This is a genomic window from Beduini sp., from assembly GCF_047239305.1.
In the GTDB taxonomy this organism is placed as follows: Bacteria; Bacillota_I; Bacilli_A; order Erysipelotrichales; family Coprobacillaceae; genus Beduini.
Map to the genome: position 1 here is coordinate 115,081 of NZ_JBKTEM010000005.1, position 20,162 is coordinate 135,242.

27 protein-coding genes are annotated in these 20,162 nt (G+C 37.1%); 23 read left to right on the forward strand and 4 right to left on the reverse strand.

Features of this window, described 5'->3' with window-relative positions; translation table 11 throughout:
* The first annotated feature begins 146 nt into the window (after positions 1 to 146).
* The 17 genes from ACLRVU_RS09685 (at position 147) to ACLRVU_RS09765 (ending at position 13,093) form a co-directional block, all read left to right on the forward strand.
* Positions 147 to 812 (forward strand): HK97 family phage prohead protease, encoded by a 666-nt coding sequence (locus ACLRVU_RS09685; RefSeq protein WP_412891680.1) that lies wholly within the window; start codon positions 147 to 149, stop codon positions 810 to 812.
* Positions 802 to 1,992: a phage major capsid protein gene (locus ACLRVU_RS09690; protein ID WP_412891681.1), complete on the forward strand. Its 1,191-nt coding sequence runs from the start codon at positions 802 to 804 to the stop codon at positions 1,990 to 1,992. The genes ACLRVU_RS09685 and ACLRVU_RS09690 overlap by 11 nt, the downstream gene beginning before the upstream one ends.
* Before the next feature lie 25 nt (positions 1,993 to 2,017).
* Positions 2,018 to 2,320: a hypothetical protein gene (locus ACLRVU_RS09695; RefSeq protein WP_412891682.1), complete on the forward strand. Its 303-nt coding sequence runs from the start codon at positions 2,018 to 2,020 to the stop codon at positions 2,318 to 2,320.
* Positions 2,289 to 2,654 (forward strand): head-tail adaptor protein, encoded by a 366-nt coding sequence (locus ACLRVU_RS09700; RefSeq protein WP_412891683.1) that lies wholly within the window; start codon positions 2,289 to 2,291, stop codon positions 2,652 to 2,654. Before ACLRVU_RS09695 ends, ACLRVU_RS09700 begins: the two co-directional genes overlap by 32 nt.
* Positions 2,654 to 3,064: a hypothetical protein gene (locus ACLRVU_RS09705; RefSeq protein ID WP_412891684.1), complete on the forward strand. Its 411-nt coding sequence runs from the start codon at positions 2,654 to 2,656 to the stop codon at positions 3,062 to 3,064. The genes ACLRVU_RS09700 and ACLRVU_RS09705 overlap by 1 nt, the downstream gene beginning before the upstream one ends.
* Before the next feature lie 11 nt (positions 3,065 to 3,075).
* On the forward strand, positions 3,076 to 3,429 hold the full coding sequence (locus tag ACLRVU_RS09710; RefSeq protein ID WP_412891685.1) for a hypothetical protein: 354 nt from the start codon (positions 3,076 to 3,078) through the stop codon (positions 3,427 to 3,429).
* Between the two features lie 13 nt (positions 3,430 to 3,442).
* Entirely contained in the window at positions 3,443 to 4,057 is a 615-nt protein-coding gene (locus ACLRVU_RS09715) for a major tail protein (RefSeq protein ID WP_412891686.1), read from the forward strand.
* Positions 4,058 to 4,068: 11 nt separating this feature from the next.
* Positions 4,069 to 4,383 (forward strand): hypothetical protein, encoded by a 315-nt coding sequence (locus ACLRVU_RS09720; protein ID WP_412891687.1) that lies wholly within the window; start codon positions 4,069 to 4,071, stop codon positions 4,381 to 4,383.
* A gap of 271 nt (positions 4,384 to 4,654) precedes the next feature.
* Positions 4,655 to 8,185 carry a phage tail tape measure protein gene (locus ACLRVU_RS09725; RefSeq protein ID WP_412891688.1) on the forward strand — a complete coding sequence of 1,177 codons (3,531 nt, stop codon included), beginning with the start codon at positions 4,655 to 4,657 and terminating at the stop codon, positions 8,183 to 8,185.
* 2 nt (positions 8,186 to 8,187) lie between these two features.
* The gene (locus tag ACLRVU_RS09730; RefSeq protein WP_412891689.1) at positions 8,188 to 9,042 is read left to right on the forward strand and encodes a phage distal tail protein; all 855 of its coding nucleotides are present in this window, start codon (positions 8,188 to 8,190) and stop codon (positions 9,040 to 9,042) included.
* A gap of 2 nt (positions 9,043 to 9,044) precedes the next feature.
* Positions 9,045 to 10,091, forward strand: a complete 1,047-nt coding sequence (locus tag ACLRVU_RS09735) for a siphovirus ReqiPepy6 Gp37-like family protein (RefSeq protein ID WP_412891690.1) — start codon at positions 9,045 to 9,047, stop codon at positions 10,089 to 10,091.
* 11 nt (positions 10,092 to 10,102) lie between these two features.
* Positions 10,103 to 11,086, forward strand: coding sequence for a hypothetical protein (locus tag ACLRVU_RS09740; protein WP_412891691.1), 984 nt, complete (start codon positions 10,103 to 10,105; stop codon positions 11,084 to 11,086).
* The gene (locus ACLRVU_RS09745) at positions 11,073 to 11,201 is read left to right on the forward strand and encodes a hypothetical protein (RefSeq protein ID WP_412891692.1); all 129 of its coding nucleotides are present in this window, start codon (positions 11,073 to 11,075) and stop codon (positions 11,199 to 11,201) included. The genes ACLRVU_RS09740 and ACLRVU_RS09745 overlap by 14 nt, the downstream gene beginning before the upstream one ends.
* 16 nt (positions 11,202 to 11,217) lie before the next feature.
* On the forward strand, positions 11,218 to 11,541 hold the full coding sequence (locus ACLRVU_RS09750) for a hypothetical protein (RefSeq protein ID WP_412891693.1): 324 nt from the start codon (positions 11,218 to 11,220) through the stop codon (positions 11,539 to 11,541).
* A gap of 14 nt (positions 11,542 to 11,555) precedes the next feature.
* A complete protein-coding gene (locus ACLRVU_RS09755) occupies positions 11,556 to 11,852 on the forward strand; it encodes a hypothetical protein (RefSeq protein ID WP_412891694.1) in 297 nt (98 codons plus the stop codon).
* 1 nt (position 11,853) lies between these two features.
* Positions 11,854 to 12,894 (forward strand): GH25 family lysozyme, encoded by a 1,041-nt coding sequence (locus tag ACLRVU_RS09760; RefSeq protein ID WP_412891695.1) that lies wholly within the window; start codon positions 11,854 to 11,856, stop codon positions 12,892 to 12,894.
* Between the two features lie 4 nt (positions 12,895 to 12,898).
* Positions 12,899 to 13,093 (forward strand): hypothetical protein, encoded by a 195-nt coding sequence (locus ACLRVU_RS09765; protein ID WP_412891696.1) that lies wholly within the window; start codon positions 12,899 to 12,901, stop codon positions 13,091 to 13,093.
* Positions 13,094 to 13,112: 19 nt separating this feature from the next.
* On the opposite strand, the gene ACLRVU_RS09770 is transcribed toward ACLRVU_RS09765, so the two are convergent.
* Together ACLRVU_RS09770 and ACLRVU_RS09775 are read right to left on the reverse strand one after the other, a co-directional pair.
* On the reverse strand, positions 13,113 to 13,370 hold the full coding sequence (locus ACLRVU_RS09770) for a hypothetical protein (RefSeq protein WP_412891697.1): 258 nt from the start codon (positions 13,368 to 13,370) through the stop codon (positions 13,113 to 13,115).
* Position 13,371: 1 nt separating this feature from the next.
* Positions 13,372 to 13,575 carry a hypothetical protein gene (locus tag ACLRVU_RS09775; protein ID WP_412891698.1) on the reverse strand — a complete coding sequence of 68 codons (204 nt, stop codon included), beginning with the start codon at positions 13,573 to 13,575 and terminating at the stop codon, positions 13,372 to 13,374.
* Positions 13,576 to 14,057: 482 nt separating this feature from the next.
* On the opposite strand from ACLRVU_RS09775, the gene ACLRVU_RS09780 reads away from it, so the two are divergent.
* The 4 genes from ACLRVU_RS09780 to ACLRVU_RS09795 all read left to right on the forward strand — a co-directional run bounded on the left by ACLRVU_RS09780 (position 14,058) and on the right by ACLRVU_RS09795 (position 16,871).
* Positions 14,058 to 14,294, forward strand: coding sequence for a hypothetical protein (locus ACLRVU_RS09780; RefSeq protein WP_412891699.1), 237 nt, complete (start codon positions 14,058 to 14,060; stop codon positions 14,292 to 14,294).
* Positions 14,295 to 14,614: 320 nt separating this feature from the next.
* Positions 14,615 to 15,397: a Ku protein gene (locus ACLRVU_RS09785; protein ID WP_412891700.1), complete on the forward strand. Its 783-nt coding sequence runs from the start codon at positions 14,615 to 14,617 to the stop codon at positions 15,395 to 15,397.
* Between the two features lie 34 nt (positions 15,398 to 15,431).
* Entirely contained in the window at positions 15,432 to 16,331 is a 900-nt protein-coding gene (locus ACLRVU_RS09790) for a DNA ligase (protein ID WP_412891701.1), read from the forward strand.
* 69 nt (positions 16,332 to 16,400) lie between these two features.
* Positions 16,401 to 16,871 carry a hypothetical protein gene (locus ACLRVU_RS09795; RefSeq protein ID WP_412891702.1) on the forward strand — a complete coding sequence of 157 codons (471 nt, stop codon included), beginning with the start codon at positions 16,401 to 16,403 and terminating at the stop codon, positions 16,869 to 16,871.
* A gap of 22 nt (positions 16,872 to 16,893) precedes the next feature.
* Here the strand turns inward: ACLRVU_RS09795 and ACLRVU_RS09800 are convergent, their stop codons facing one another.
* Entirely contained in the window at positions 16,894 to 17,103 is a 210-nt protein-coding gene (locus ACLRVU_RS09800; RefSeq protein WP_412891703.1) for a manganese catalase family protein, read from the reverse strand.
* A 12-nt stretch (positions 17,104 to 17,115) separates the two neighbouring features.
* Complete coding sequence (locus ACLRVU_RS09805; RefSeq protein WP_412891704.1) at positions 17,116 to 17,781, reverse strand: spore coat protein CotJB; 666 nt, start codon at positions 17,779 to 17,781, stop codon at positions 17,116 to 17,118.
* A gap of 124 nt (positions 17,782 to 17,905) precedes the next feature.
* Between ACLRVU_RS09805 and ACLRVU_RS09810 the strand changes: the two genes are divergently transcribed.
* Both ACLRVU_RS09810 and ACLRVU_RS09815 read left to right on the forward strand, forming a co-directional pair.
* Complete coding sequence (locus ACLRVU_RS09810; protein ID WP_412891705.1) at positions 17,906 to 18,799, forward strand: ROK family protein; 894 nt, start codon at positions 17,906 to 17,908, stop codon at positions 18,797 to 18,799.
* Between the two features lie 82 nt (positions 18,800 to 18,881).
* Positions 18,882 to 20,156, forward strand: a complete 1,275-nt coding sequence (locus tag ACLRVU_RS09815) for an O-acetylhomoserine aminocarboxypropyltransferase/cysteine synthase family protein (protein ID WP_412891706.1) — start codon at positions 18,882 to 18,884, stop codon at positions 20,154 to 20,156.
* The last annotated feature ends 6 nt before the right edge of the window (positions 20,157 to 20,162 follow it).

Consider the following 20,162-nt stretch of genomic DNA (forward strand, 5'->3'; position numbering starts at 1 on the left):
AAGAAAAAGGAGAAGTTAAAAATATAGAAATAAAATGCGGTCGATGTCGGTCGATTATACAAGTCAATGAAGAGCCTATGAGCCTATCAAAATAGTGAAATCTCGCTATTTGGTAGGCTTTTATTTTTATTTGAAAGGAGAATAGAATGCCTAAATTTGAAAAGCCAAAAATGCACGAATTATGTCAGCGCGCATTTAGCGAATATAGCGCAAGAGCGGATGAAAGCAATGGCAATATTGGAATCGTAGAAGGAACACCTATCGTTTTTGAACAGCCGACCATTATCGGCGGATTATTTGAGGAAACGATCGCCCGTGGCGCTGTTTCAGAGAGTGTGTTGAAAGATGTCGCTTTGTTTTTCAACCATGATTTAAAAACAAAACCGTTAGCACGGACACGAAATCATCACCTTTCCTTTACCATTGATGATGCGGGTGTACATATGCGTGCAGAATTGAATTTGGATCGGAGTGATAGTCGTGATTTTTATCTAGCGGTTAAAGATGAAGATATTGACGGAATGTCCTTTATGTTACGCGTGGAAGCGGATGAATGGTCGGACTTAGATACACAACTGCCAAAGCGAAGAATTACCAAGATCGGTTATGTTCAAGAGGTGAGCGGAGTGAATTATCCGGCTTACTTAGGAACTTCTATAAATGCTCGTGCCGACGGTTTGCTGGAAAGCGACCGCAAAGCCCTGGATAGTGCAAGAGCAACTTTGATGGATATCAAAGAAGAAAAGAGAGACATGAAAACAAAGATTTTAATTAAACGATACAGTACAAGGGGGAAAAATAATGAACTTTGAAGAATATTTACAAAACTTAATTAACGGTTATGAAGAAGAACGAACACAATTACGAACAGCAATTACAACAGCCGAGACCGCAGAGGAAAGAACAGAAATTTTGAATGCTACGGACGAAGTAGAAGAGCAACTCCGTAATGCTCAAGAACAGTTGGCAAATGCTCAAAATGAAATGCAACGCCGTTCAAATCCGGATCAATTCAATATCTTAAATACTTATGGATTACGTGGATCAAATGGCGGAGCAGAAAGCGTGGGAACGGATTCTGCTGAATATCGTACAGCGTTCATGAATTATGTCATTGCGGGTACACCTATTCCCGATGAACTACGTGCGAATGCTAATACGTTGACTGCTGATGTAGCCAGTGCTATTCCAACTGTTTTAGTCAATAAGATCATTGAACGTATGGAAGAATGTGGCATGATTTTGCCATTAGTCACTAAAACCAATTATCAAGCCGGCGTGGTCATTCCAACCAGTAACGTAAAACCTATCGCAACATGGGTATCTGAAGGGCAAGGATCAGATCGTCAGAAGAAATCAACGGGTAAAATTACTTTTAGTTACTATAAACTGCGTTGTGAAATCTCGATGTCAATGGAAGTGGGAACCTTAGCACTAGCGACCTTTGAATCGAAGTTTATTGAAAGCGTTGCAAAAGCGATGGTGATCGCCAAAGAAAAAGCCATTATTAATGGAAATGGAACCACACAGCCGAAAGGCATTTTAAAGGAAACACCAATTGCTACAAAAGAATTGGCAAAAGCGGAGCCAACATATAAGGAACTTTGCGAAATTGAAGGATTGATTCCAGTTGAATTTGAAGAATCTTCTAAATGGTATATGACCAAAACAACGTTCATGAGCATTATGGGGATTACCGATGCGAATGGTCAACCGATTGCACGTGTTAACTATGGCATTAATGGAAAACCGGAAAGAACTATTTTAGGGCGCGCCGTTGTTTGTCACCCATATGCGGAAGAAATGGGGAATACAAAAGCCTTTATCTTTGATATGTCCGATTATGTATTAAATGAAGTCTATGACATGGGAATTACAAAGAAACAGGATTGGGATACAGAGGATTTGCTCACTAAAGCGGTAATGAGCGTAGATGGAAAAGTCATTGACAATGGGTCGTTGATTACCGTGACGGTGAAAGCGGCAGCTTAAATTATAAAGAAAAGGAGGTTAGGGCATGAACGACACATTTACTATGCTGGATACCGTTAAAACGGCTTTAACAATTACGGGAGATTATTTAGATGACACCATTCAATTTTATATTGAAGAAACACAGAACTATTTATTAAGTGCGGGTGTATCGGAAAAAATGATTCATACAAAAAAATGTGTCGGTGTGATTGCCCGCGGTGTTTCTGATCTTTGGAACTATGGAAACGGCTCAACGGGATTAAGCCCCTATTTTAAAGAACGGGTCATTCAATTAAGTTTGGAGGAGGAAGAAGATGGCATACAGACCCAAACCACAGAACTTTAATGTGCCTATGTGGCTTCTCGTCCCGGAATATCAAAATAAATTTGGGACACCTACTAAAATTTACCCGGATATTTCAACATTAGATAAGAAAAAATATCTATTTTTCGCAGAGGTAAGAAGCTATGGAGGAACAGAAACCACAATTAACGATCAATACACGGTGATTGATACAGCAACGGTGAGGACATGGTACCGACCGGACATATTAAGCGATTGTCGTGTCATAAATACGTTAAACGACCGAGTTTATGAAATCATGAATGAACCCGAAAACATCGAATTTAGAAATCAGTTTCTACAATTCAAAATCAAATGTATTGGAGGACGTGCTTAATGGCGAATAAGATGAGTATTACCTTTAAGGGATTTGACATCTTGGCAGAACAATTAGATCGAGTGTCGGGTAATATAAAGCCTGCTGTCGATGAAACTTTAAAACAAACACAAAATCTAATACAAAGTCAAATAAAGCCGGCAATGAAACCCCATGAGCGAAGCGGAAGGACGAAACAAGCAATTATTAAAGATTCCACAATTCATTGGTTAGGGAGTGTTGCTGAAATTGATGTCGGATTTAAAATTCGTGACGGCGGGTTTCCCTCTATTTTCTTGATGTGGGGAACACCAAGAATGAATAAGGATGTCAAACTTTATAACGCCATTCGAGGAGCGAACACAAAACGGAAAATAAGGAAGTTGCAAATGGAAATTATGAAAAAGCACATTGCTTTGGGAAAGAGGTAGACAGGACGGGTATGCAGACAGTGAAAGAAAAATTAATTGCCGTTTTAGAAACGTATGGCTATCCCGTCATTTTACAGGGGTCACTTCAACAGGATCAACCCTATCCGGAACACTTCTTTAGCTTTTATAACAATAACACGTATTCCACGACATTTTATTCAAACTTTGAAAAAGCGATCTTATGGGATTTTGATGTCAACTTTTATAGCGTTGATCCCTCTAAAACCAATGCTATGTTGATAGAAGCAAAACAAAAATTAAAAACAAATGGATTTATTATTGACGGTGCAGGGCATGATCTTATCAGCGATGAGCCAAGTCATACCGGGCGAGGAATCACCGTTTTATATGTAGAACCATTATAGAAAGGGGAAAAACATGGAAAAAGTACAAGAATTTAGAGGGGTGGACAACCTCGTCTATGCGAAAGTGACAGATGATACGCTAGAAACGTATACAACCAGCGACGTAAAAACGCTCGCTCCTGTCGCAGAAATCAGCAAAACCACGGAAACATCATCAGATTCAAAATATTACGATAATAAAGCAATGTTGACAATCAATGCGGAGGGAGCGGACACGGTCGCATTAACTGTGCCGGCATTAGATTTAATGACTTTGGCGGATTTAGTAGGAAAACCCATTGATGCCGAAACAGGGGCGTTCATTGATGGGGAAACAGAACCTACTTATATCGCTTTAGGGTATCGATTAAAGAAAACAGATGGGACATATCGCTATGTATGGCGTTATAAATGTAGCTGTACTATTCCTGATGAAACCAGTGCTACCGAAAATGCAGGAACAGATACGAATAATCAACAATTAACTATTACAGGTGTACACACAATTCATAAATTCACTAAGACCGGAAAAAGCCAAAAGGCATTAGTGGTGGACGAATCTGATGGTAAAGCGGATTTGAAGAATTTCTTTAAAGCAGTCACTACAATCGACACATTAAAGCCGCTAACACCACCATCAAGTGAATAGGAGGATGAACTTTGAAATTAAATATCTATAAAAATCAAAAGGAAATAGAACGTACGATTGAAGTCGACCAATACGACATTATGTTTGGAACCATAGAAGATATTTTATCCATCATGGATCAAATTGATTTATTAGAAGATGATGATGGAATTTATGCTTTAATCAAGGACAATTTACCGAAAATCAAAGGGCTGTTAAAAGATATTTTTATCGGAGTGACTGACGATGAACTCAAACGCATAAAAATCAAGGAACTTGTGCCGCTATTTCAAGAATTAATGACAACAGTCAATACCTCTATAGGAGGAGACACTGAAAAAAACTAAATGAGGGTATAGGGGAACCTATACCCCTTTATGAAATGTTATTTAATTTGACCGATCAATTATGCACACGTTATTCCTCCCTCAATCCTTTTATCATTCGTAAAGAGAAGTGGTCGGAGGTGATGCTGCTTATCCAAAGGATTAAGAAAAGCAGTAAAAGGCAATCAAATCAAGTTGCATCCGGAGAATCAAGAAAGGTCCTTGCGAATGGGGATGTCATCATTCGCAGACCAGCAAATAATAATGATTGGTATTGAGGGGAGGGACAAAAATGGCAGGAGATACAACCGATAGTACAATGCGATGGAAGCTGGATATTAGCGACTTAAAAGCGAATATTCAGCAATCCAACCGTTTGATTAAAGAAGCGAATTCAGAGTTTAAAGCCGTTACCTCTTCGATGGACGGCTGGTCGAAATCAGCAGATGGGTTAACTGCTAGAAAAAAGCAGTTAAATGCCATCTTAGAACAAGAAAATAATAAGTTAAAAGATTTAAAAGAACAATATCGTCTCGTTGTCGAAAACGAGGGTGAGAACTCACGAAGCGCGCAAGAGTTGACCACGAAGATCAACAATCAAGTGGCGAGTATTGGAAAAAATGAAAAAGCCTTACGTGATCTTGACACAAAGTTGATTGATGCGCGAAAAAGCGGAAAATTAACGGCTGCTGAATTTAATAACTTAGCAAGCGAAGAAGCAAAATTGGCTCTTAAAACGGAAGAAACTAAAAAACAGTTAACCGATTTAAAAGAGGTTACAGGAGAGCTATCCACTAAGGTGAAAAACGGGTTAGTGGTATCTTTAAAGGCTGGAGTAACAGCGCTTGCCGGTATGCTGGCTTATAGCTCCAAAGTCGGGGCGAGTTTTCAAAGCGTGATGTCTGAGGTGCAAGCCATCAGTGGGGCAACGGCAGAAGAATTGCAACTGCTCACCGAAAAAGCGAAAGAAATGGGAATTAAAACAAAGTTTAGTGCGACAGAAGCAGGCGAAGCCTTGAAATATATGGCGATGGCCGGGTGGAAAACAACGGATATGCTCGAAGGATTAGACGGTATTATCAATCTTGCCGCAGCTTCTAACGAGAATCTTGGAACGGTATCGGATATTGTAACCGATGCGATTACTGCATTCGGGTTATCTGCAAAAGATAGCGCCCACTTTGCTGATGTACTTGCACAGGCTTCAAGTTCAAGTAATACGAATGTTTCATTAATGGGGGAAACGTTTAAAGAAGCTGGGGCTTTAGCCGGGGCGATGAAATATAGCGTTGATGATGTTGCGGTCGCTGTTGGATTAATGGCGAATGCCGGGATCAAAGGATCAAAATCCGGAACAGCTTTAAAAAATGCAATTGCCAATATGGCAAAGCCAACTGAAGCGATGGCAGACATTATGGAGGAATACAATTTATCTCTAGCGAATGCAGATGGATCAATGAAGACGTTAATTCAAGTCATTAATGAATTACGTGGCGCATTTGGCGGGTTAAGCGAAGATCAACAAGCCAATGTGGCTGCTACTTTATTCGGAAAAGAAGCAATGGCGGGAATGTTATCCGTTGTTAATGCAAGTGAAGCGGATTATGTCAAACTACAGACTGCCATTCAAAACGCTGATGGGGCTTCTAAACGTATGTCAGATACAATGATTGATAATGTAAAAGGAGCGTTAACGATTGCTGGATCTACTGCCGAAGGGTTGGGGATTCAACTCTTTGATGTGTTCAAAGATGATTTGAAAAAAGCCATTCAAGGAGTGACAAAAGAATTGACAAAATTCGGAAAGGAACTTGACAAGCCAGCAACCAAGCAGTCATTAAAAACCTTAGCGAATTTGGTTTTCAGTTTGATTAAAAATGTTATTCAGTTGGCAAGCAAAGCCATTCCTCCACTGATTAAAGGGTTAGGACTGATGATCGATAATTCCGATAAGTTGATTCCTTTGATTACTGGTTTAGCAACCACCATGTTGATTTATCATACGAAAACAGCAATAGCGACAAAAACAACTGGTGAATTAAACGCCATTCAGTTGTTAGCCAAAGGAACGAGTATCGCCTTTAACACGGTCATGGGGCTGTTAAATGGAACAATCGACGCCCAAATCGTAAAGACACAGCTATTAAATGCGTTACATACAGCGACACCATGGGGAATGTTAGCCTTAGGCGTTACAGGAGTCGTAAGTGCTTATATGCTGCTATCAGGTGCGACCGATGAAAACGTAAAAAAAGCAAAAGCCTTACGTGAAGAAGCGATCGCTCAAAAAGAGAGTTTTGACGAATTGATCGAGAGCAAACAAAAAATGATGGCGGAATCGGTCGCCGAAATGGATTACTATAGCCAATTAAAGCAAGAGTTGACTTCACTGGTAGATGAAAATGGCAAGGTAAAAGAGGGGTATGAAGGACGCGCCAATTATATTTTAGGAGAACTTAATAAAGCATTAGGAACTGAAATAGAAATGACAGACGGTATCATCACCAATTATCAAGAGCAAATACAGGTCTTAGATGAATTGATGCAGAAAAAACGCGCACAAGCCATCTTGAATGCAGGAGAAGAAGCCTATTCAGAAGCTATTAAAAACCAAACGAAAGCATGGCAAGAGGCGGCAGAGGCAGAAGCACTTTATGCCGAAAAAAAAGCGGAATGGGCGCGTATCGAAGCTGAACAAATTGCGAAACACATAGAAGACAATGAACTCAAGGCAATGAGAGATATGTTCTTCAATATGGAAGAAGTGAAGTCATTAAAGGAAGCCACTGACCAAAAAACATTGCTTGCGCAAGGGTATACCGATACCATCGCGCAACAAGAATATTTGCAACAGTTATATGCCGAAGGCAGTGCAGAAAGCATTAAAACCATCAATGACAGTATTGTTGCTTCTTATAATGATAAAGGTGAACGGGTGGTCTTATCTACTCAACAACAAATTCAGAACGAAGAAAATTTATTGAGTTATCTGCAACAAAAATACGTTGAAACCGGGGATGCGATGTATTTGTCGCAGATCAATGCCAGTGCCAATCGTTTAACACAATTAAAGAAAGATTTGAGCGATCAGAAATCAACGATCGATACAGAGAATCCGGAAATAGCGAGTGCTTGGGAAAATTTAAGCCAAAGTGGGGTAGATGCTTTTGCGAAAAATACAGAAGATTATAAACTGGCTGCTTTAAATCAAACATTACGTGCAAAACAAGGGATTCGTGATGGAACACCGGAAACAGAAAGTGCATGGGAATATCTCGCTTCACAGGGCTTAGCTAAACTCGATGAGAACGGATGGGAATACACGGAGACGGGAGAACAATACGTAAAAGGTGTAAAATCCGGAATTGAGAACGAGCAAGGCGATGTCTATACAGCTTTAGCTGGGTTAGGAACAGGGATGATTTCGTCTCTTAAAAAGAGTTTGGATATTCATTCACCCTCAAGAGAAGGAAAAAACATCGGGAAACTGTTTGATTCCGGAGTTGAATTAGGAGTGACGGAAAATATCGTTGGAATTAAAAAATCAATTCAGAAATTAGGAAAAACAATGGTAACAGAAGCCAAAAAAGCGGTTCCGGATTTAAGTCGGAAATTAAGTCTTAATCACGATGTTGTTACTCCGAAACTAGCTTTTGCTACGACAATGCCTTCTAGTCCTGCCCCTATGTCACAAACAACACCTCCCACGATCTCTTATCAGCAGATTATTAACAGTCCTAAACCAATCAATAGTTTAGAGGTGTACCGTCAAACAAATAACCTGTTATTCAGTGCTAAAAATAGAAGAAAGAAAGGGGGATAAGGATGTTTGAACTGGTTTTAAAAAACAGTAAAGGGGAAAGCCTTACTTTTTCCCCAATGGGAGATTTTACCCTCATTGATACGCAAGGACTTAACCCACCTAACGCTACAATTAATACAAATGAAACGGCTTTAGGGGATGGTGTCACCTTTAATTCTGCAAAAGTGAATCCTAGGACAATTAACCTAGCTTTCACGATCAATCGTAATTCAGAAGCGAATCGCTTACAGGTGTACAAAGTTTTAAAATCAAAGCAGGGGGTAGATGTCTTTTACACCAGTCAATACCGAGATATTTATATTCACGGGATTGTCGAAAGTATAGAAGTTGCTTATTGGGAAAACCCACAGACGATTACTCTTTCTATCTTTTGTCCAGCACCATTTTTTAAAGAAGCACAGGAACTAGTGAATCGATTAGAAAATACAATTGGTATGTTTAAATTTCCTTTTGCGATTGCTAAATCAAAACCCATTCCATTTAGCCGATTTGATCAGTTTAAAGATGTTACAATCGTGAACCATGGAGATATTACCTGTGGTTTAAAAATCGAATTGTATGCCTATGCCCGTGTGATTAATCCGAAAATATTCAATTATATTACAAATGAGTTTATTGGCATTCAATATACGTTGGAGCCAGCCGATGCTATTGTGATCCATACATCGCAAGGAGAAAAAACAATCTTGCTTATTCGCAACGGGAAAGAAATCAATCTTTTTAATTCTCTTATGCGTGGATCTACATGGCTGCAGTTAGAGACAGGAGAAAATACTTTTGTCGCCGAAGCAGATGACGATACCCAAGTCAATTTAGGCGTTACCTTCTATCATTCGCAACTCTATGAGGGGGTGTAAGCATGGAAAAAATGATCCCCATTATTATGGATCAACATTTCAATCGGTTAGGGTTAATCGATAATTATATCAGCTTTATATGGACGGCACGCTATTATACATGCGGTGATTTTGTTTTGACGGTCGATGTGAATGAGCAAACGAAAGAATGGTTTAAAAAAGATTATTATGTCATGCGCGATGATGATGACCATGTGGGTGTGATTGAAAAAGTAGAAATTGAAGTAAGAGAGGATAGCCAAGAGATTGTCACGGTTAGCGGGCGTTTCCTATCTTCTTTACTAGGTCGAAGAATTATTGCGGATCAAACGCAATTAAACACAACCGTTTCACATGGCATTTACACGCTTATTCAAAATAATGCGATTATGCCATTACTATCCGCTCGGCAAATACCAGGATTAAAAATAGGCAATGCAACGTTTACCGAACGCCTGCAGGTTCAATATACTGGTCAAAATTTATTAGAAACGATAGAGGAAATATGCGAAACCTACGGGATAGGATTTAAAACAATTTTAAGTGAAAACAATGAAATGATCTTTCAACTTTATAAGGGAGAAGATCGCAGTTATGCTCAAACAAGTAACCCCTATGTCGTGTTTTCAGATCACGCCGGCAATTTGCTATCTTCTAAATATTCAGAAGATTACACTTCAACCATTAGCGATGTGTTAGTTGCCGGAGAAGGGGAAGGAATTGAACGAAAAAAATTATGGGTTGGGAAAGCAAACAATACAGGATTAGAGCGTTACGAATATTTTCATGATCGGCGTGACCTAAGCACGAATAATGGAGAAATTAGCGAAAAAGATTATCAAAAACAATTAAAAGAAACAGGACTAGAAGCCATTACCGAAGTGACAACGGTATTTGAAGGTACGGTTGATTTTAGAAGTGTAGAGTATAAAAAAGATGTCTTTTTAGGTGATATTTGTGTAACGGAATATACAGGCTGGGGGATTGGGATTAACGGTCGCTTAGTAGAAGTGATCGAAAGTATGAGTGAAACGGGAGAATATAGTATCAATCCGACTTTCGGATTATAAGGAGGGAACATATGGCAATAAAAAGTTTTTTCTTTGATGCAGTTGAAGTGGATGGAAAATATGACCGTGAGTACACATCAGAGAACTTTTGTGATTATTTAAGAAAACTGGTAGGCAACGGTGTCTTTACTGATCCATCGAATAATTTACAGGTTATGCAAAATACTGGCATGAGTATCACGGTGAAAGCAGGCGATGCGTGGAGTGACGGTCATAAGATGGTGTGCGATGCTGATTTTAATCTTGACATAGAAGCAAGCGACGTAACACTTCCTCGTATTGATGCCGTTGTTTGGTATTGTGATCACGATCTAAGAGATATGGGAGTGCGAATCAAAAAAGGAGAAAAAGCATCAACACCGGGAGCGCCCACAATGGTGCGTAACGATCGCTTAAAAGAATATTGCTTGGCAACAATATATGTTAATAAACAGACAACGACTATTACACAAGCCAATATAACCGACACCCGCATGGATAATACGGTTTGTGGTTATGTGCGAGGATTAGTGCAAAACTTAGATACTGCCACTTTATTTTTACAATGGCAAGCTAGTCAAAAAGAACAATTAGAAGCAAGTCAAAAAATCTTTGATGATTGGTTTAATTTGATGCGTGAAACGTTATCTAGTTCAACGCTATTACGCCGATTTTCAAATGTAATTTCAACGACCACCGCCTATCAAAATGATTTCATGATAGAGGTTCCGAGCTTCAACTATGAAATCGATTTGTTAGAGGTGTATGTTAATGGCTTCCGTTTAGCTTCGGATCAATACACATACACAGGAGAATATGTCACGTTAAATAGTCCACCACAGAATGTTGGGACACGAATTGAAATAATCGTCTATAAATGCGTGGATGGTAAAGATGCCGTTACATTGGTAGAACAAGTGGAAGAATTACAACGTACATCAATTCGTACATATAGCGGAAACGTAGCGCCGGATAACAGCCTAGGGAAAGACGGGGATATCTATGTTATGGTTTAAAGTCAACGAGGTTTGGGAAGCTGGAACAATGTATATCAAAGTCAATGGGGTTTGGAAAGCTGGAACAGTATATATCAAAGTCAACGGGGTTTGGCAACTATCACAAAATGAATAGGAAGGAAAACTAAAAAATGAATTATTTAATTACGGGCGCGGTAAGTTTAACCGTTGGACTTTTAAGTTTCGTGGTTCAACAACTTTATAAGGATAATAAGCGTCTTAGAGAGAATCGAAAGCAAGCGAACACCACAAAAGAAAGCGCAATAAAAGAAGCTCTCTGCTGCTTATTAAGAGTACAGCTGATTGAGTACCATGATAAATATATGGAGTTGGGAGAAATACCAAGTTATGCCTATCAAAATTGGGTCATGATGTATGGGGCTTACCATGATCTCGGAGGTAACGGCATGATTACAAAAATGGATGAAGAAATAAAAAAATTAACGATCAAATAAACGGAGGAATCAAGATGGATCAACAAACATTCATTAGCATTATAGTGATTGGGTTAGTAACGGTGAGCGGGTTAACCTATTCTATTAAAAAGAAAACATTAAGAGGATTAGCGATTGATTATATCGTAAAAGCGGAGGAAATATTCAACAAAGGAGAAAATGAAGAAAAGTTAAATTTTGTTATTCAAAATATCCGATCTAAATTACCGGCATTAATAAAACCGTTTGTAACGGCAACGGTGATTAAAGATTTCGTCAATACGGTATTTTATGAAATTAAAAAGGCGTTAGATTATCAGGAGGAAAAATAATATGTTATATGGAATAGATGTTTCAAGTTGGCAAAGCGATTTGGATTTAAGTCAAATTGCTTTCGATTTTGCTGTCGTTAAGGCTACAGAGGGAACTGGGTATATTAACCCTTACTGTGATAAACACGTTCAGCAAGCTTTAAATATAGGCAGAAAAGTAGGCTTCTATCACTATTCGCAAAATGCACAAAACACAGCTAGACAAGAAGCAGAGTTTTTTGTTAATAACTGTAAAGGCTATTTTGGTAAAGGTATTCCGGTCTTAGATTGGGAAGAACAGACATCGGACGTAAGCTGGGCATTAGAATGGTTACAGATCGTTGAGCAAGCCACTGGAGTAAAACCTATGATTTACATGTCTGAAAGCGTAGTTAACCAGTATGATTGGTCTGCTGTAGCTAATGCCGGTTATGGCTTATGGGTAGCAAAGTATAAAGGATATGATCCTATTTATAATTATGATATGACTAATGTTGGCGCAGAACCAAAAGTTAACTACTGGCCGTTTTATGCGATGTGGCAATTTACATCATCAGGGTGCTTAGACGGCTATAACGGTAAGCTAGATTGCAATGTTTTCTATGGCGATTTAGATGCTTGGGATAAATATGCAGGAGTGACAAGCAACGTTGTGAGTCAGCCAGCAGAACCAGTACCAGCGCCACAACCAACCTTAAAGCACCACGTAGGAGAATATGTTTATTTTGGGAGTTGTTATGCTTCGTCTACCGCAAAAGTGGGTTGGTCGCCTAATGGTGAAGCCCTAGTGCCGGATATTGGAGAGGGGACGATCACCGCTATTTACCCGGGAACCAATAACCCTTATCTGATTAACGATGGCATGTGCTTTGTGAATGACGGTGATATTGCAGAGAATACAGAAAATCCGGATCGTCACTATGTCGTACAATCCGGAGATTCTTTATGGGATATTGCTGGCACATTGCTGGGCGATCCTACAAGATATGTAGATATCAAAAATTGGAATGGTCTGATTGATGATGTAATTTATCCGGGACAAGTCCTAGTTATTAAGGGGTAGAGGTATGCGAAAAATTATATTAGTTCCTAACGCTAAAGATATGAACGGGAAATCATTAAATTTAAATTTCTTTAATAAAGATATTTGTATCGCTGAGAAAAAACACCGTACCTATATAATTAGATGCGGTGATCGGGATATAGAAGTCTATCACGATCAAGTTAAAATTATAGAGCAAAATAAAACCCTAATTCCTTAATTGGAATTAGGGCAATTTTTTATTCAACGCTTGTAATAGTAAACTTATATGGAGAATTACTATCAATAACTGTGAAATTAATAATGATATAATCTTCATTTTCAATATCTTCTTTTAGTGCATAGGCAATGCTCTCATCAGATATTAACTGATCCCAGTCTGCATTTTCTTCAGAAGCAAATCCATAATCTATCATATCGTTGTCAAGATCGATCCAACTTGTATAAGTCTTTCCTACTAATTCATTATTTAAAATTTTTCTTATTTTATCATACATTTTATTTATCCTCCGTTTTACATTTATTATTGTCTTTTGCATTTTGAATTGTTTTTTTCATCGCTTCTCTGAATACATCGCTTTGAGTAATACCTAATTGTTTACAGGCAGCCTTAAACTCATCAACGAAATCGCTTTTATATTTGGCGCGTACAAAGAGCATATTTTTTTTTGACCAATCATTAGGATCCTTTTTTTCTTCCATTTAATCGCCTCCTATAAATGAAATAACTTATGAGTAACACTAAATAGCAACCCCATTTAACGAAATCAAAAGGAGTAGGGTGAGAAAATTCTCCATTTAATCCATCAAACAATATTTTAATGGCACTTAATACTACTATTATATCAAATACTTTAAATTTATCCATAAATTATAAATGAATGTGTTATAATATAAGTGAAGAGAGAGAAGAGGATTATTTCCTCTTTCTCTTAGACTTATTGGTTTTCTTTCTTCTATTCTTAGTTGTCACGATTAGGCAGACCGTAGAGACTATGTAGAAGACTGCTTCCGATAAGTCTTTTATTATTTCACTTATCTCATCATTCATTTCATTCCCTCCTTTCCTTACATTCTCATTATATCATAGGTAGCTACCTATTGCAATAGATTTTAAAAAGTTTTTGTTATTTATTTGTTTCTTATGTTATTATATTAATTAGTAATGTAGGGAGAATGTGGATATGGAAATAGGGAAATTAAAAGAGATTGTGTTTTTAAATCTTATACACTCTTATGGAAGTTATGTACAAGCTATGCAAGAGGACAGATCAGATTTAGAATTATTAGAGTATTGCGAGGGGATTATATTCGGACAGCTTAAAATAGCATTGGACTTAAAGATAATATCACAAGATGATTTAAGCAATGTTTATCATTCGATTATGGAATATAAAAATAAGATCATTCAAGGTATATGAACGATCTTATTTTTCTTTTAAAGTGTAATTTTCTATAATTTTTCCGTTAACTGTTTTAAAAGAGAACTTACAGTTACCGCAATAAAAGAGTTGATGGACTGTTCCACCTTTATTTATTCTCTAAATATGTACCATGTTTTGTGATTGTTTTTCCACATTTAGGACACTTTGCCTTTTCTTCCATACCTATTCACCTCAAAGAGTATTATAGCACTATGTATAACTTAATAGATTTAACAAGTTACTATAAGAAGTTATATAGCTTGCTGTATAATTCCTAATAATGTACACATAACTAACAATATAGGAGTGTGATGAATATGCCAATAGCACATAAAAGTGCAATAAGTGTAGGAATGTTATATGTTCCTGTTAGCTTACACAAAACAACGAGAGAAACAGGGATTAGCTTTAATCAACTTTGTAAAGATGATTCGGGCAATCACCAGCGGATTAAATATCAGAAAATTTGTCCTAGCTGCGGAAAAGAGGTAAAAAGTAGTGAAATAATAAAAGGATTTGAGTATGAGAAAGGAAAATATGTGACTATAACAGAAGACGAATTAGAACGTATAAAAACTAAAAAAGATAAGACTATCCATGTTATTCATTTTGCAAAGATAACAGATGTAGATCCAATTATGTTCGATCGTGATTATTATCTTGCACCGGAACCCGGTGGAGAAAAAGCGTTCGAATTATTAAGACAAGCGTTATTTAGTTCTAAGAAAATTGCAATCGCTAAAACAGTTATGGGGAATAAAGAGGAATTAGTGGCATTATATCCTACAAAAAATGATATAATCGCTAAGATATTATTTTTTCAAGAAGAAATACAGCCGATCCCATCTATTAATAAAGTGCAAGTAGATAAAAAAGAATTAGAAATGGCTAAAATGTTAATCGCTAGCATGACAGAACCTTTTAAAGCTGAGGAATATGAAGATGAATATCAGGCTAAATTAAGAGAAGCTATTCAGACAAAGATAAATGGACAAGAAATCGTAACGGCTGGAAACGAGCAACAAACAACCGCTATAGATTTAATGACCGCATTACAACAAACCCTAGAAATGGCAAACAACCATTCAATTCCATCTTAGTATGGATATTTTTGAAAATAGAGAAGCTCGGGCAATGCTGATCGCAGATCAAAGTAAGCCGTTTGATGATCCAAACTATTTTTATGAATTAAAGTTTGACGGAATCCGTTGTCTTGCTTATATAACAAAAGACGATGTAGACTTAAGGAATAAAAGAAACAAGAATATTACCTCCTTGTTTCCGGAATTGCTAAAATTAAATTTGCAAGTTAATAGTCGGTGTATTTTAGACGGAGAAATTATTGTGATGAGGAACGGTACACCGGATTTTTTTGAAGTTCAAAAAAGGACACTTATGACCAATCCTTTTAAAATTAAGTTACAATCTTCTCGGTTGCCCGCAACATTTGTGACTTATGATATTATTTATGTTGGTGATAAAGATTTAGTCGATCTGTCTTTAGAAGAAAGAAAAGTCATTTTAAATCAAACTGTTAAAGAAAATGACCGAATTGCCATATCTAAAACAGTAGAAAATCATGGTGTTGCATTATTTAATCTTACAAAGCAGCAAGGTTTAGAGGGAGTAGTCGCTAAACGTAAAGGCAGTAAATACTTTTATGGGAAGCGTTCTAAAGATTGGATAAAATTTAAAGTGTTAGAGGATCAGGACTATGTTGTATGTGGGTATATTCAGAAGCCTAATAATATGACCAGTATAATAATAGGACAATATAATAATAAGGAAGAACTAATTTATAAAGGTCACGTCACCTTGGGAAGCAGTCTTAGAACGCTGAATCAATATAAGTATACAATTATAGATCATTCCCCATTTAATTTACCAGTTCCTTCAGGGAATGAAAAAGCCGTATGGTTAGATCCAACTTTAGTATGTATCGTAGAATATATGCCTTCGGATAAGGAAGGGTTAAGACAACCTGTGTTTAAGGGGATTAGAATAGATAAATCAACAAAAGAATGTATGGAATAGCTATTTTATAATAGCTATTTTTATATTTATATACGATAATATAATTATATTTAGAAAGGATGGATTTATATGTTACAAGATATTACTCCGTTTTTAGGTGACACAAATATCTGTGTCGAAAAGATTTCAACAGGTTCAAAACTATATAAGAGAAATGAAGTTTATAATGCAATATTATCTCCTAAATTGACTGCTTCTTTAACTGTTACTATACAAGATAGCTTTATTAAATATAATTCCGATAGTAGTTGCAAAGTCTTTTTAATTGATGAACTAGATCCTGAAAAAATAACTAAGTATTTAAAAGATGGTAAATTTACTAATATCGATGAAAAAATTATTTATTTTGTGGTGTGCGATCAATTAAGAAAAGCCGTTAATAAATTGTATAGAGACTTAACAAAATATAAGAAATGTGGGGAATATCCGCTAAGATATATGATCTTGTCGATGGATTCAAAATTCCGTAGTAGATATGAACGCAAATATAAAACAAGATTTATTAAAAGGACTAAATTTCCGTATAAAAATATTGATTAAATTCAGCTTTTTATTACATACATCATTTAGGCGCTGTTTCCTCGGTTCCGATATCCGTTAGTAAAGCGCGTCCTCTTTCATCTGGCATGGTATATCTCTGGGTTAAATAACGTAACAGAGCACCTAATTCACCGTTTGCACCACCAAACTGAGTAATGATATACTTTGCCATCTGTAAATCTTTGTGTTTAATATCTACAGGGTATTGCAGTGTTTTTTCATATTTCCACATAGTTGTCTCCTTTTATTTATTTTCCCATGGCCAGGGTGAATTGATCCACATCCATTGATTCGTAGGATTACATTGATCTACGGTTAATGGACGGTACTGTTTTGTATATTGGCTTAATAATTTTTTGTACATTTCGTTATATTGATTGAATAATTGAATCAGTTTTTCATTCTTAGGATCATTATCCAATAATAGATTCAATTCATGTGCAGCAAATTTAAATGCCAATACTTGATATAGTAATGATTGCTCCTGATTGCATGCCTGTAATGGGAAGTTACTGAACCCACAGTAAGGATCGTATAATCCCTCAAACAGGTTTCCGAGCATAAATGCTGTATCCACTTGAAATAATGGATAGTTTTTACCTAGAGGAATGCAGCTGGCGCTTTTCATATCTTTTGCTGGCTTCGCCATCGCTCCATCCTTCTGTGCTTTTTGTGGCATTTGTGTCTGTGACATACATTGAGCGTTCATTTGTGCTTCCTGCATTTGTGGCATAGATTGAGTATTCATTTGCGGTGCTTGCATTTGAGCCATAGACTGAGCATTCATTTGCGGTCCTTGCATCTGTGCCATGGTCTGTTGCATTGGATTGCTGCAGCCACAAACTTTAGGCATTTCACTTTGACATTGTCCACCCATCATCATTTGTGTTAAATCTTCATAATAATTCATATTTTGCCTCCTTCAATGTAGTCTATTAAAACATTAAGAAAATGTATAGTTAACTTGTACTAGATATGTATTAATATATTAAATTATGATATGATAAAGCCAAAGAGACGGGAAGGTGGAATCTATGTATTTAGTATTTGATATTGGTGGGACAGCCATAAAATATGCGTATTTAAATGAAGAAGGAACAATTTTGGAACGACATGAATTTCTTTCAAATTCATTGCATTCATTACCTGAATTTATTGAAAGTTTAAGCCGAATTTATCATGAAGGAAAGCATGAAGTGGAAGGAATTGCTTTAGCGTGTCCGGGAGTTATTGATGCTCAGCAGGGAAAGATCCTAGTTATTTCAGCATATCCCTATTTAAATGAAGTATGTTTGACCAAAGAGCTTTCCAATGCTTGTGATGGGATAAAAGTAACATTGGAAAATGATGGTAAATGTGCGGGATTAGCAGAAGCTTGGATTGGAAATGCTTCTGCTTATCAGGATTCAATTGTTGTTGTATTTGGAACGGGAATCGGCGGTGCGATTATCAAAAATAAAGCGGTTCATCATGGCGGACATCGTCTTGCCGGTGAAATCAGTACCATCATTTCTGATTATGACGCTGCAAAAAACAAGTTTATAACGTGGGCGGATACCTCTTCAACAAAAGCCCTGTGTCAAATCACAGCAAATCGCTTGAACTTGCCGATATCTGAAGTAAACGGCTACTTTATATTTGAAAAAGCAGAGCAAAATAATCCGATCGTACTTGATATCCTAAATCAATTCTATATCGATGTTGCAGTGCAGTTATACAATCTGCAATATATGTATGACCCGGAGATTATCTGTTTAGGCGGAGGGATCAGTAAACAACCGAGAGTTCTTGAAGGTGTTCAAAAAGCGTTGGAGCATATTTATAACGAAACAAAGAAACAATTGCTTATCCCTAAAGTAACAACTTGTAAATATTATAATGATGCCAATTTGATTGGAGCGTTGTATCATTTTAAACAAATACGTTAAATAAAAGAAAGGGTGGATACACCTTTTTCTTTTTATTATTTGTATTTTGTGGTAATATTTTTGTTATATGAGGAGGGATAATATGTCAGAATATAAATTTGAAACATTACAAGTACATGCTGGACAGCATATCGATCCAACAACAAAAGCAACGGGAGTGCCTTTATGTTTATCTAACGCATTTACTTTTGACGATGCGGATCAAGCGGCACGCATCTTTGCATTAGAAGAAGGGGGATACTTCTATTCACGTTTGTCTAACCCAACAGTTACAGCTTTACAAGAAAGAATGGCAGCTTTAGAAGGCGGAGTAGGGGCTGTCGCGTATGCATCAGGGACAGCGGCAATCATGGGAACAATCATGACGATTCTGCAAAGCGGAGACGAGATTTTAGCGGCAAATAACCTTTATGGGGGAACAATCGGTTCTTTATCCGGAACAATGGTTGGAATGGGATTTACGACACACTTGTTTAATCCTAAAGATTTAGATGGAATGGAAAAAATGATCAATGATAAGACAAAAATGATTTTTGTTGAATCTGTAGGAAATCCTAACGCAGATATTATTGACTTTGATAAAGTCAGTGCAATCGCTAAGAAATACGGTATCGTGTTTGTGGTTGATAATACAACGCCGACTCCTTATTTATTTAAACCCATCGAACATGGAGCTGATATTGTTGTTTATTCAACGACAAAATACTTAGCCGGTCATGGAAATGTCATGGGGGGGATCGTTGTTGATAGTGGTAAATTTGATTGGCATAACCCACGTTATCCATTGTTTACACAACCGGATAAAGCTTACCATGATATTGTGTACGCTGATCTAAATGAAGGCGCTCTGACAACTAAAATGGTTGCCAAGACATTGCGTGACTTAGGAGCATGTATGTCACCGTTTAATGCCTATATGACATTATTAGGTTTAGAAACACTGTCTTTAAGAATGAAACAGCACGTTAAAAATTCACGTGAGATAGCACAATTCTTAGAAATTTGCGAAGATGTGGAATGGGTAAGCTATCCTGAATTGCCTAGCCATCCTGATCATGACCTTGCGAAAAAGTATTTCCCAAATGGATTTGGCGGATTATATACTTTCGGGGTAAAAGGTGGAATTGATGGCGGTAAAACAGTGATCAACAACATCAAATTAATTATTCATGTAACAAACTTTGCCGATTCAAGAACATTACTGACGCATCCGGCAAGTACAACTCATGCACAGATGAGTGAAGAGGAACGACAAGCAGCCAGTGTTAAGCAGGAAACATTGCGTATTTCTGTTGGATTAGAAGATTCAGAAGATATTATCAATGATTTAAAACAAGCATTTGCCTGCATTAAATAAACAAGG

Excerpts from the sequence above, each read along its gene's own strand:
- ACLRVU_RS09685 (WP_412891680.1), top strand. The coding sequence starts at position 147 with ATGCCTAAATTTGAAAAGCCAAAAATGCACGAATTATGTCAGCGCGCA.
- ACLRVU_RS09690 (WP_412891681.1), top strand. The coding sequence starts at position 802 with ATGAACTTTGAAGAATATTTACAAAACTTAATTAACGGTTATGAAGAA.
- ACLRVU_RS09695 (WP_412891682.1), top strand. The coding sequence starts at position 2,018 with ATGAACGACACATTTACTATGCTGGATACCGTTAAAACGGCTTTAACA.
- ACLRVU_RS09700 (WP_412891683.1), top strand. The coding sequence starts at position 2,289 with ATGGCATACAGACCCAAACCACAGAACTTTAATGTGCCTATGTGGCTT.
- ACLRVU_RS09705 (WP_412891684.1), top strand. The coding sequence starts at position 2,654 with ATGGCGAATAAGATGAGTATTACCTTTAAGGGATTTGACATCTTGGCA.
- ACLRVU_RS09710 (WP_412891685.1), top strand. The coding sequence starts at position 3,076 with ATGCAGACAGTGAAAGAAAAATTAATTGCCGTTTTAGAAACGTATGGC.
- ACLRVU_RS09715 (WP_412891686.1), top strand. The coding sequence starts at position 3,443 with ATGGAAAAAGTACAAGAATTTAGAGGGGTGGACAACCTCGTCTATGCG.
- ACLRVU_RS09725 (WP_412891688.1), top strand. The coding sequence starts at position 4,655 with ATGGCAGGAGATACAACCGATAGTACAATGCGATGGAAGCTGGATATT.
- ACLRVU_RS09730 (WP_412891689.1), top strand. The coding sequence starts at position 8,188 with ATGTTTGAACTGGTTTTAAAAAACAGTAAAGGGGAAAGCCTTACTTTT.
- ACLRVU_RS09735 (WP_412891690.1), top strand. The coding sequence starts at position 9,045 with ATGGAAAAAATGATCCCCATTATTATGGATCAACATTTCAATCGGTTA.
- ACLRVU_RS09740 (WP_412891691.1), top strand. The coding sequence starts at position 10,103 with ATGGCAATAAAAAGTTTTTTCTTTGATGCAGTTGAAGTGGATGGAAAA.
- ACLRVU_RS09745 (WP_412891692.1), top strand. The coding sequence starts at position 11,073 with ATGTTATGGTTTAAAGTCAACGAGGTTTGGGAAGCTGGAACAATGTAT.
- ACLRVU_RS09750 (WP_412891693.1), top strand. The coding sequence starts at position 11,218 with ATGAATTATTTAATTACGGGCGCGGTAAGTTTAACCGTTGGACTTTTA.
- ACLRVU_RS09755 (WP_412891694.1), top strand. The coding sequence starts at position 11,556 with ATGGATCAACAAACATTCATTAGCATTATAGTGATTGGGTTAGTAACG.
- ACLRVU_RS09760 (WP_412891695.1), top strand. The coding sequence starts at position 11,854 with ATGTTATATGGAATAGATGTTTCAAGTTGGCAAAGCGATTTGGATTTA.
- ACLRVU_RS09765 (WP_412891696.1), top strand. The coding sequence starts at position 12,899 with ATGCGAAAAATTATATTAGTTCCTAACGCTAAAGATATGAACGGGAAA.
- ACLRVU_RS09770 (WP_412891697.1), bottom strand. The coding sequence starts at position 13,370 with ATGTATGATAAAATAAGAAAAATTTTAAATAATGAATTAGTAGGAAAG.
- ACLRVU_RS09775 (WP_412891698.1), bottom strand. The coding sequence starts at position 13,575 with ATGGAAGAAAAAAAGGATCCTAATGATTGGTCAAAAAAAAATATGCTC.
- ACLRVU_RS09780 (WP_412891699.1), top strand. The coding sequence starts at position 14,058 with ATGGAAATAGGGAAATTAAAAGAGATTGTGTTTTTAAATCTTATACAC.
- ACLRVU_RS09785 (WP_412891700.1), top strand. The coding sequence starts at position 14,615 with ATGCCAATAGCACATAAAAGTGCAATAAGTGTAGGAATGTTATATGTT.
- ACLRVU_RS09790 (WP_412891701.1), top strand. The coding sequence starts at position 15,432 with ATGCTGATCGCAGATCAAAGTAAGCCGTTTGATGATCCAAACTATTTT.
- ACLRVU_RS09795 (WP_412891702.1), top strand. The coding sequence starts at position 16,401 with ATGTTACAAGATATTACTCCGTTTTTAGGTGACACAAATATCTGTGTC.
- ACLRVU_RS09800 (WP_412891703.1), bottom strand. The coding sequence starts at position 17,103 with ATGTGGAAATATGAAAAAACACTGCAATACCCTGTAGATATTAAACAC.
- ACLRVU_RS09805 (WP_412891704.1), bottom strand. The coding sequence starts at position 17,781 with ATGAATTATTATGAAGATTTAACACAAATGATGATGGGTGGACAATGT.
- ACLRVU_RS09810 (WP_412891705.1), top strand. The coding sequence starts at position 17,906 with ATGTATTTAGTATTTGATATTGGTGGGACAGCCATAAAATATGCGTAT.
- ACLRVU_RS09815 (WP_412891706.1), top strand. The coding sequence starts at position 18,882 with ATGTCAGAATATAAATTTGAAACATTACAAGTACATGCTGGACAGCAT.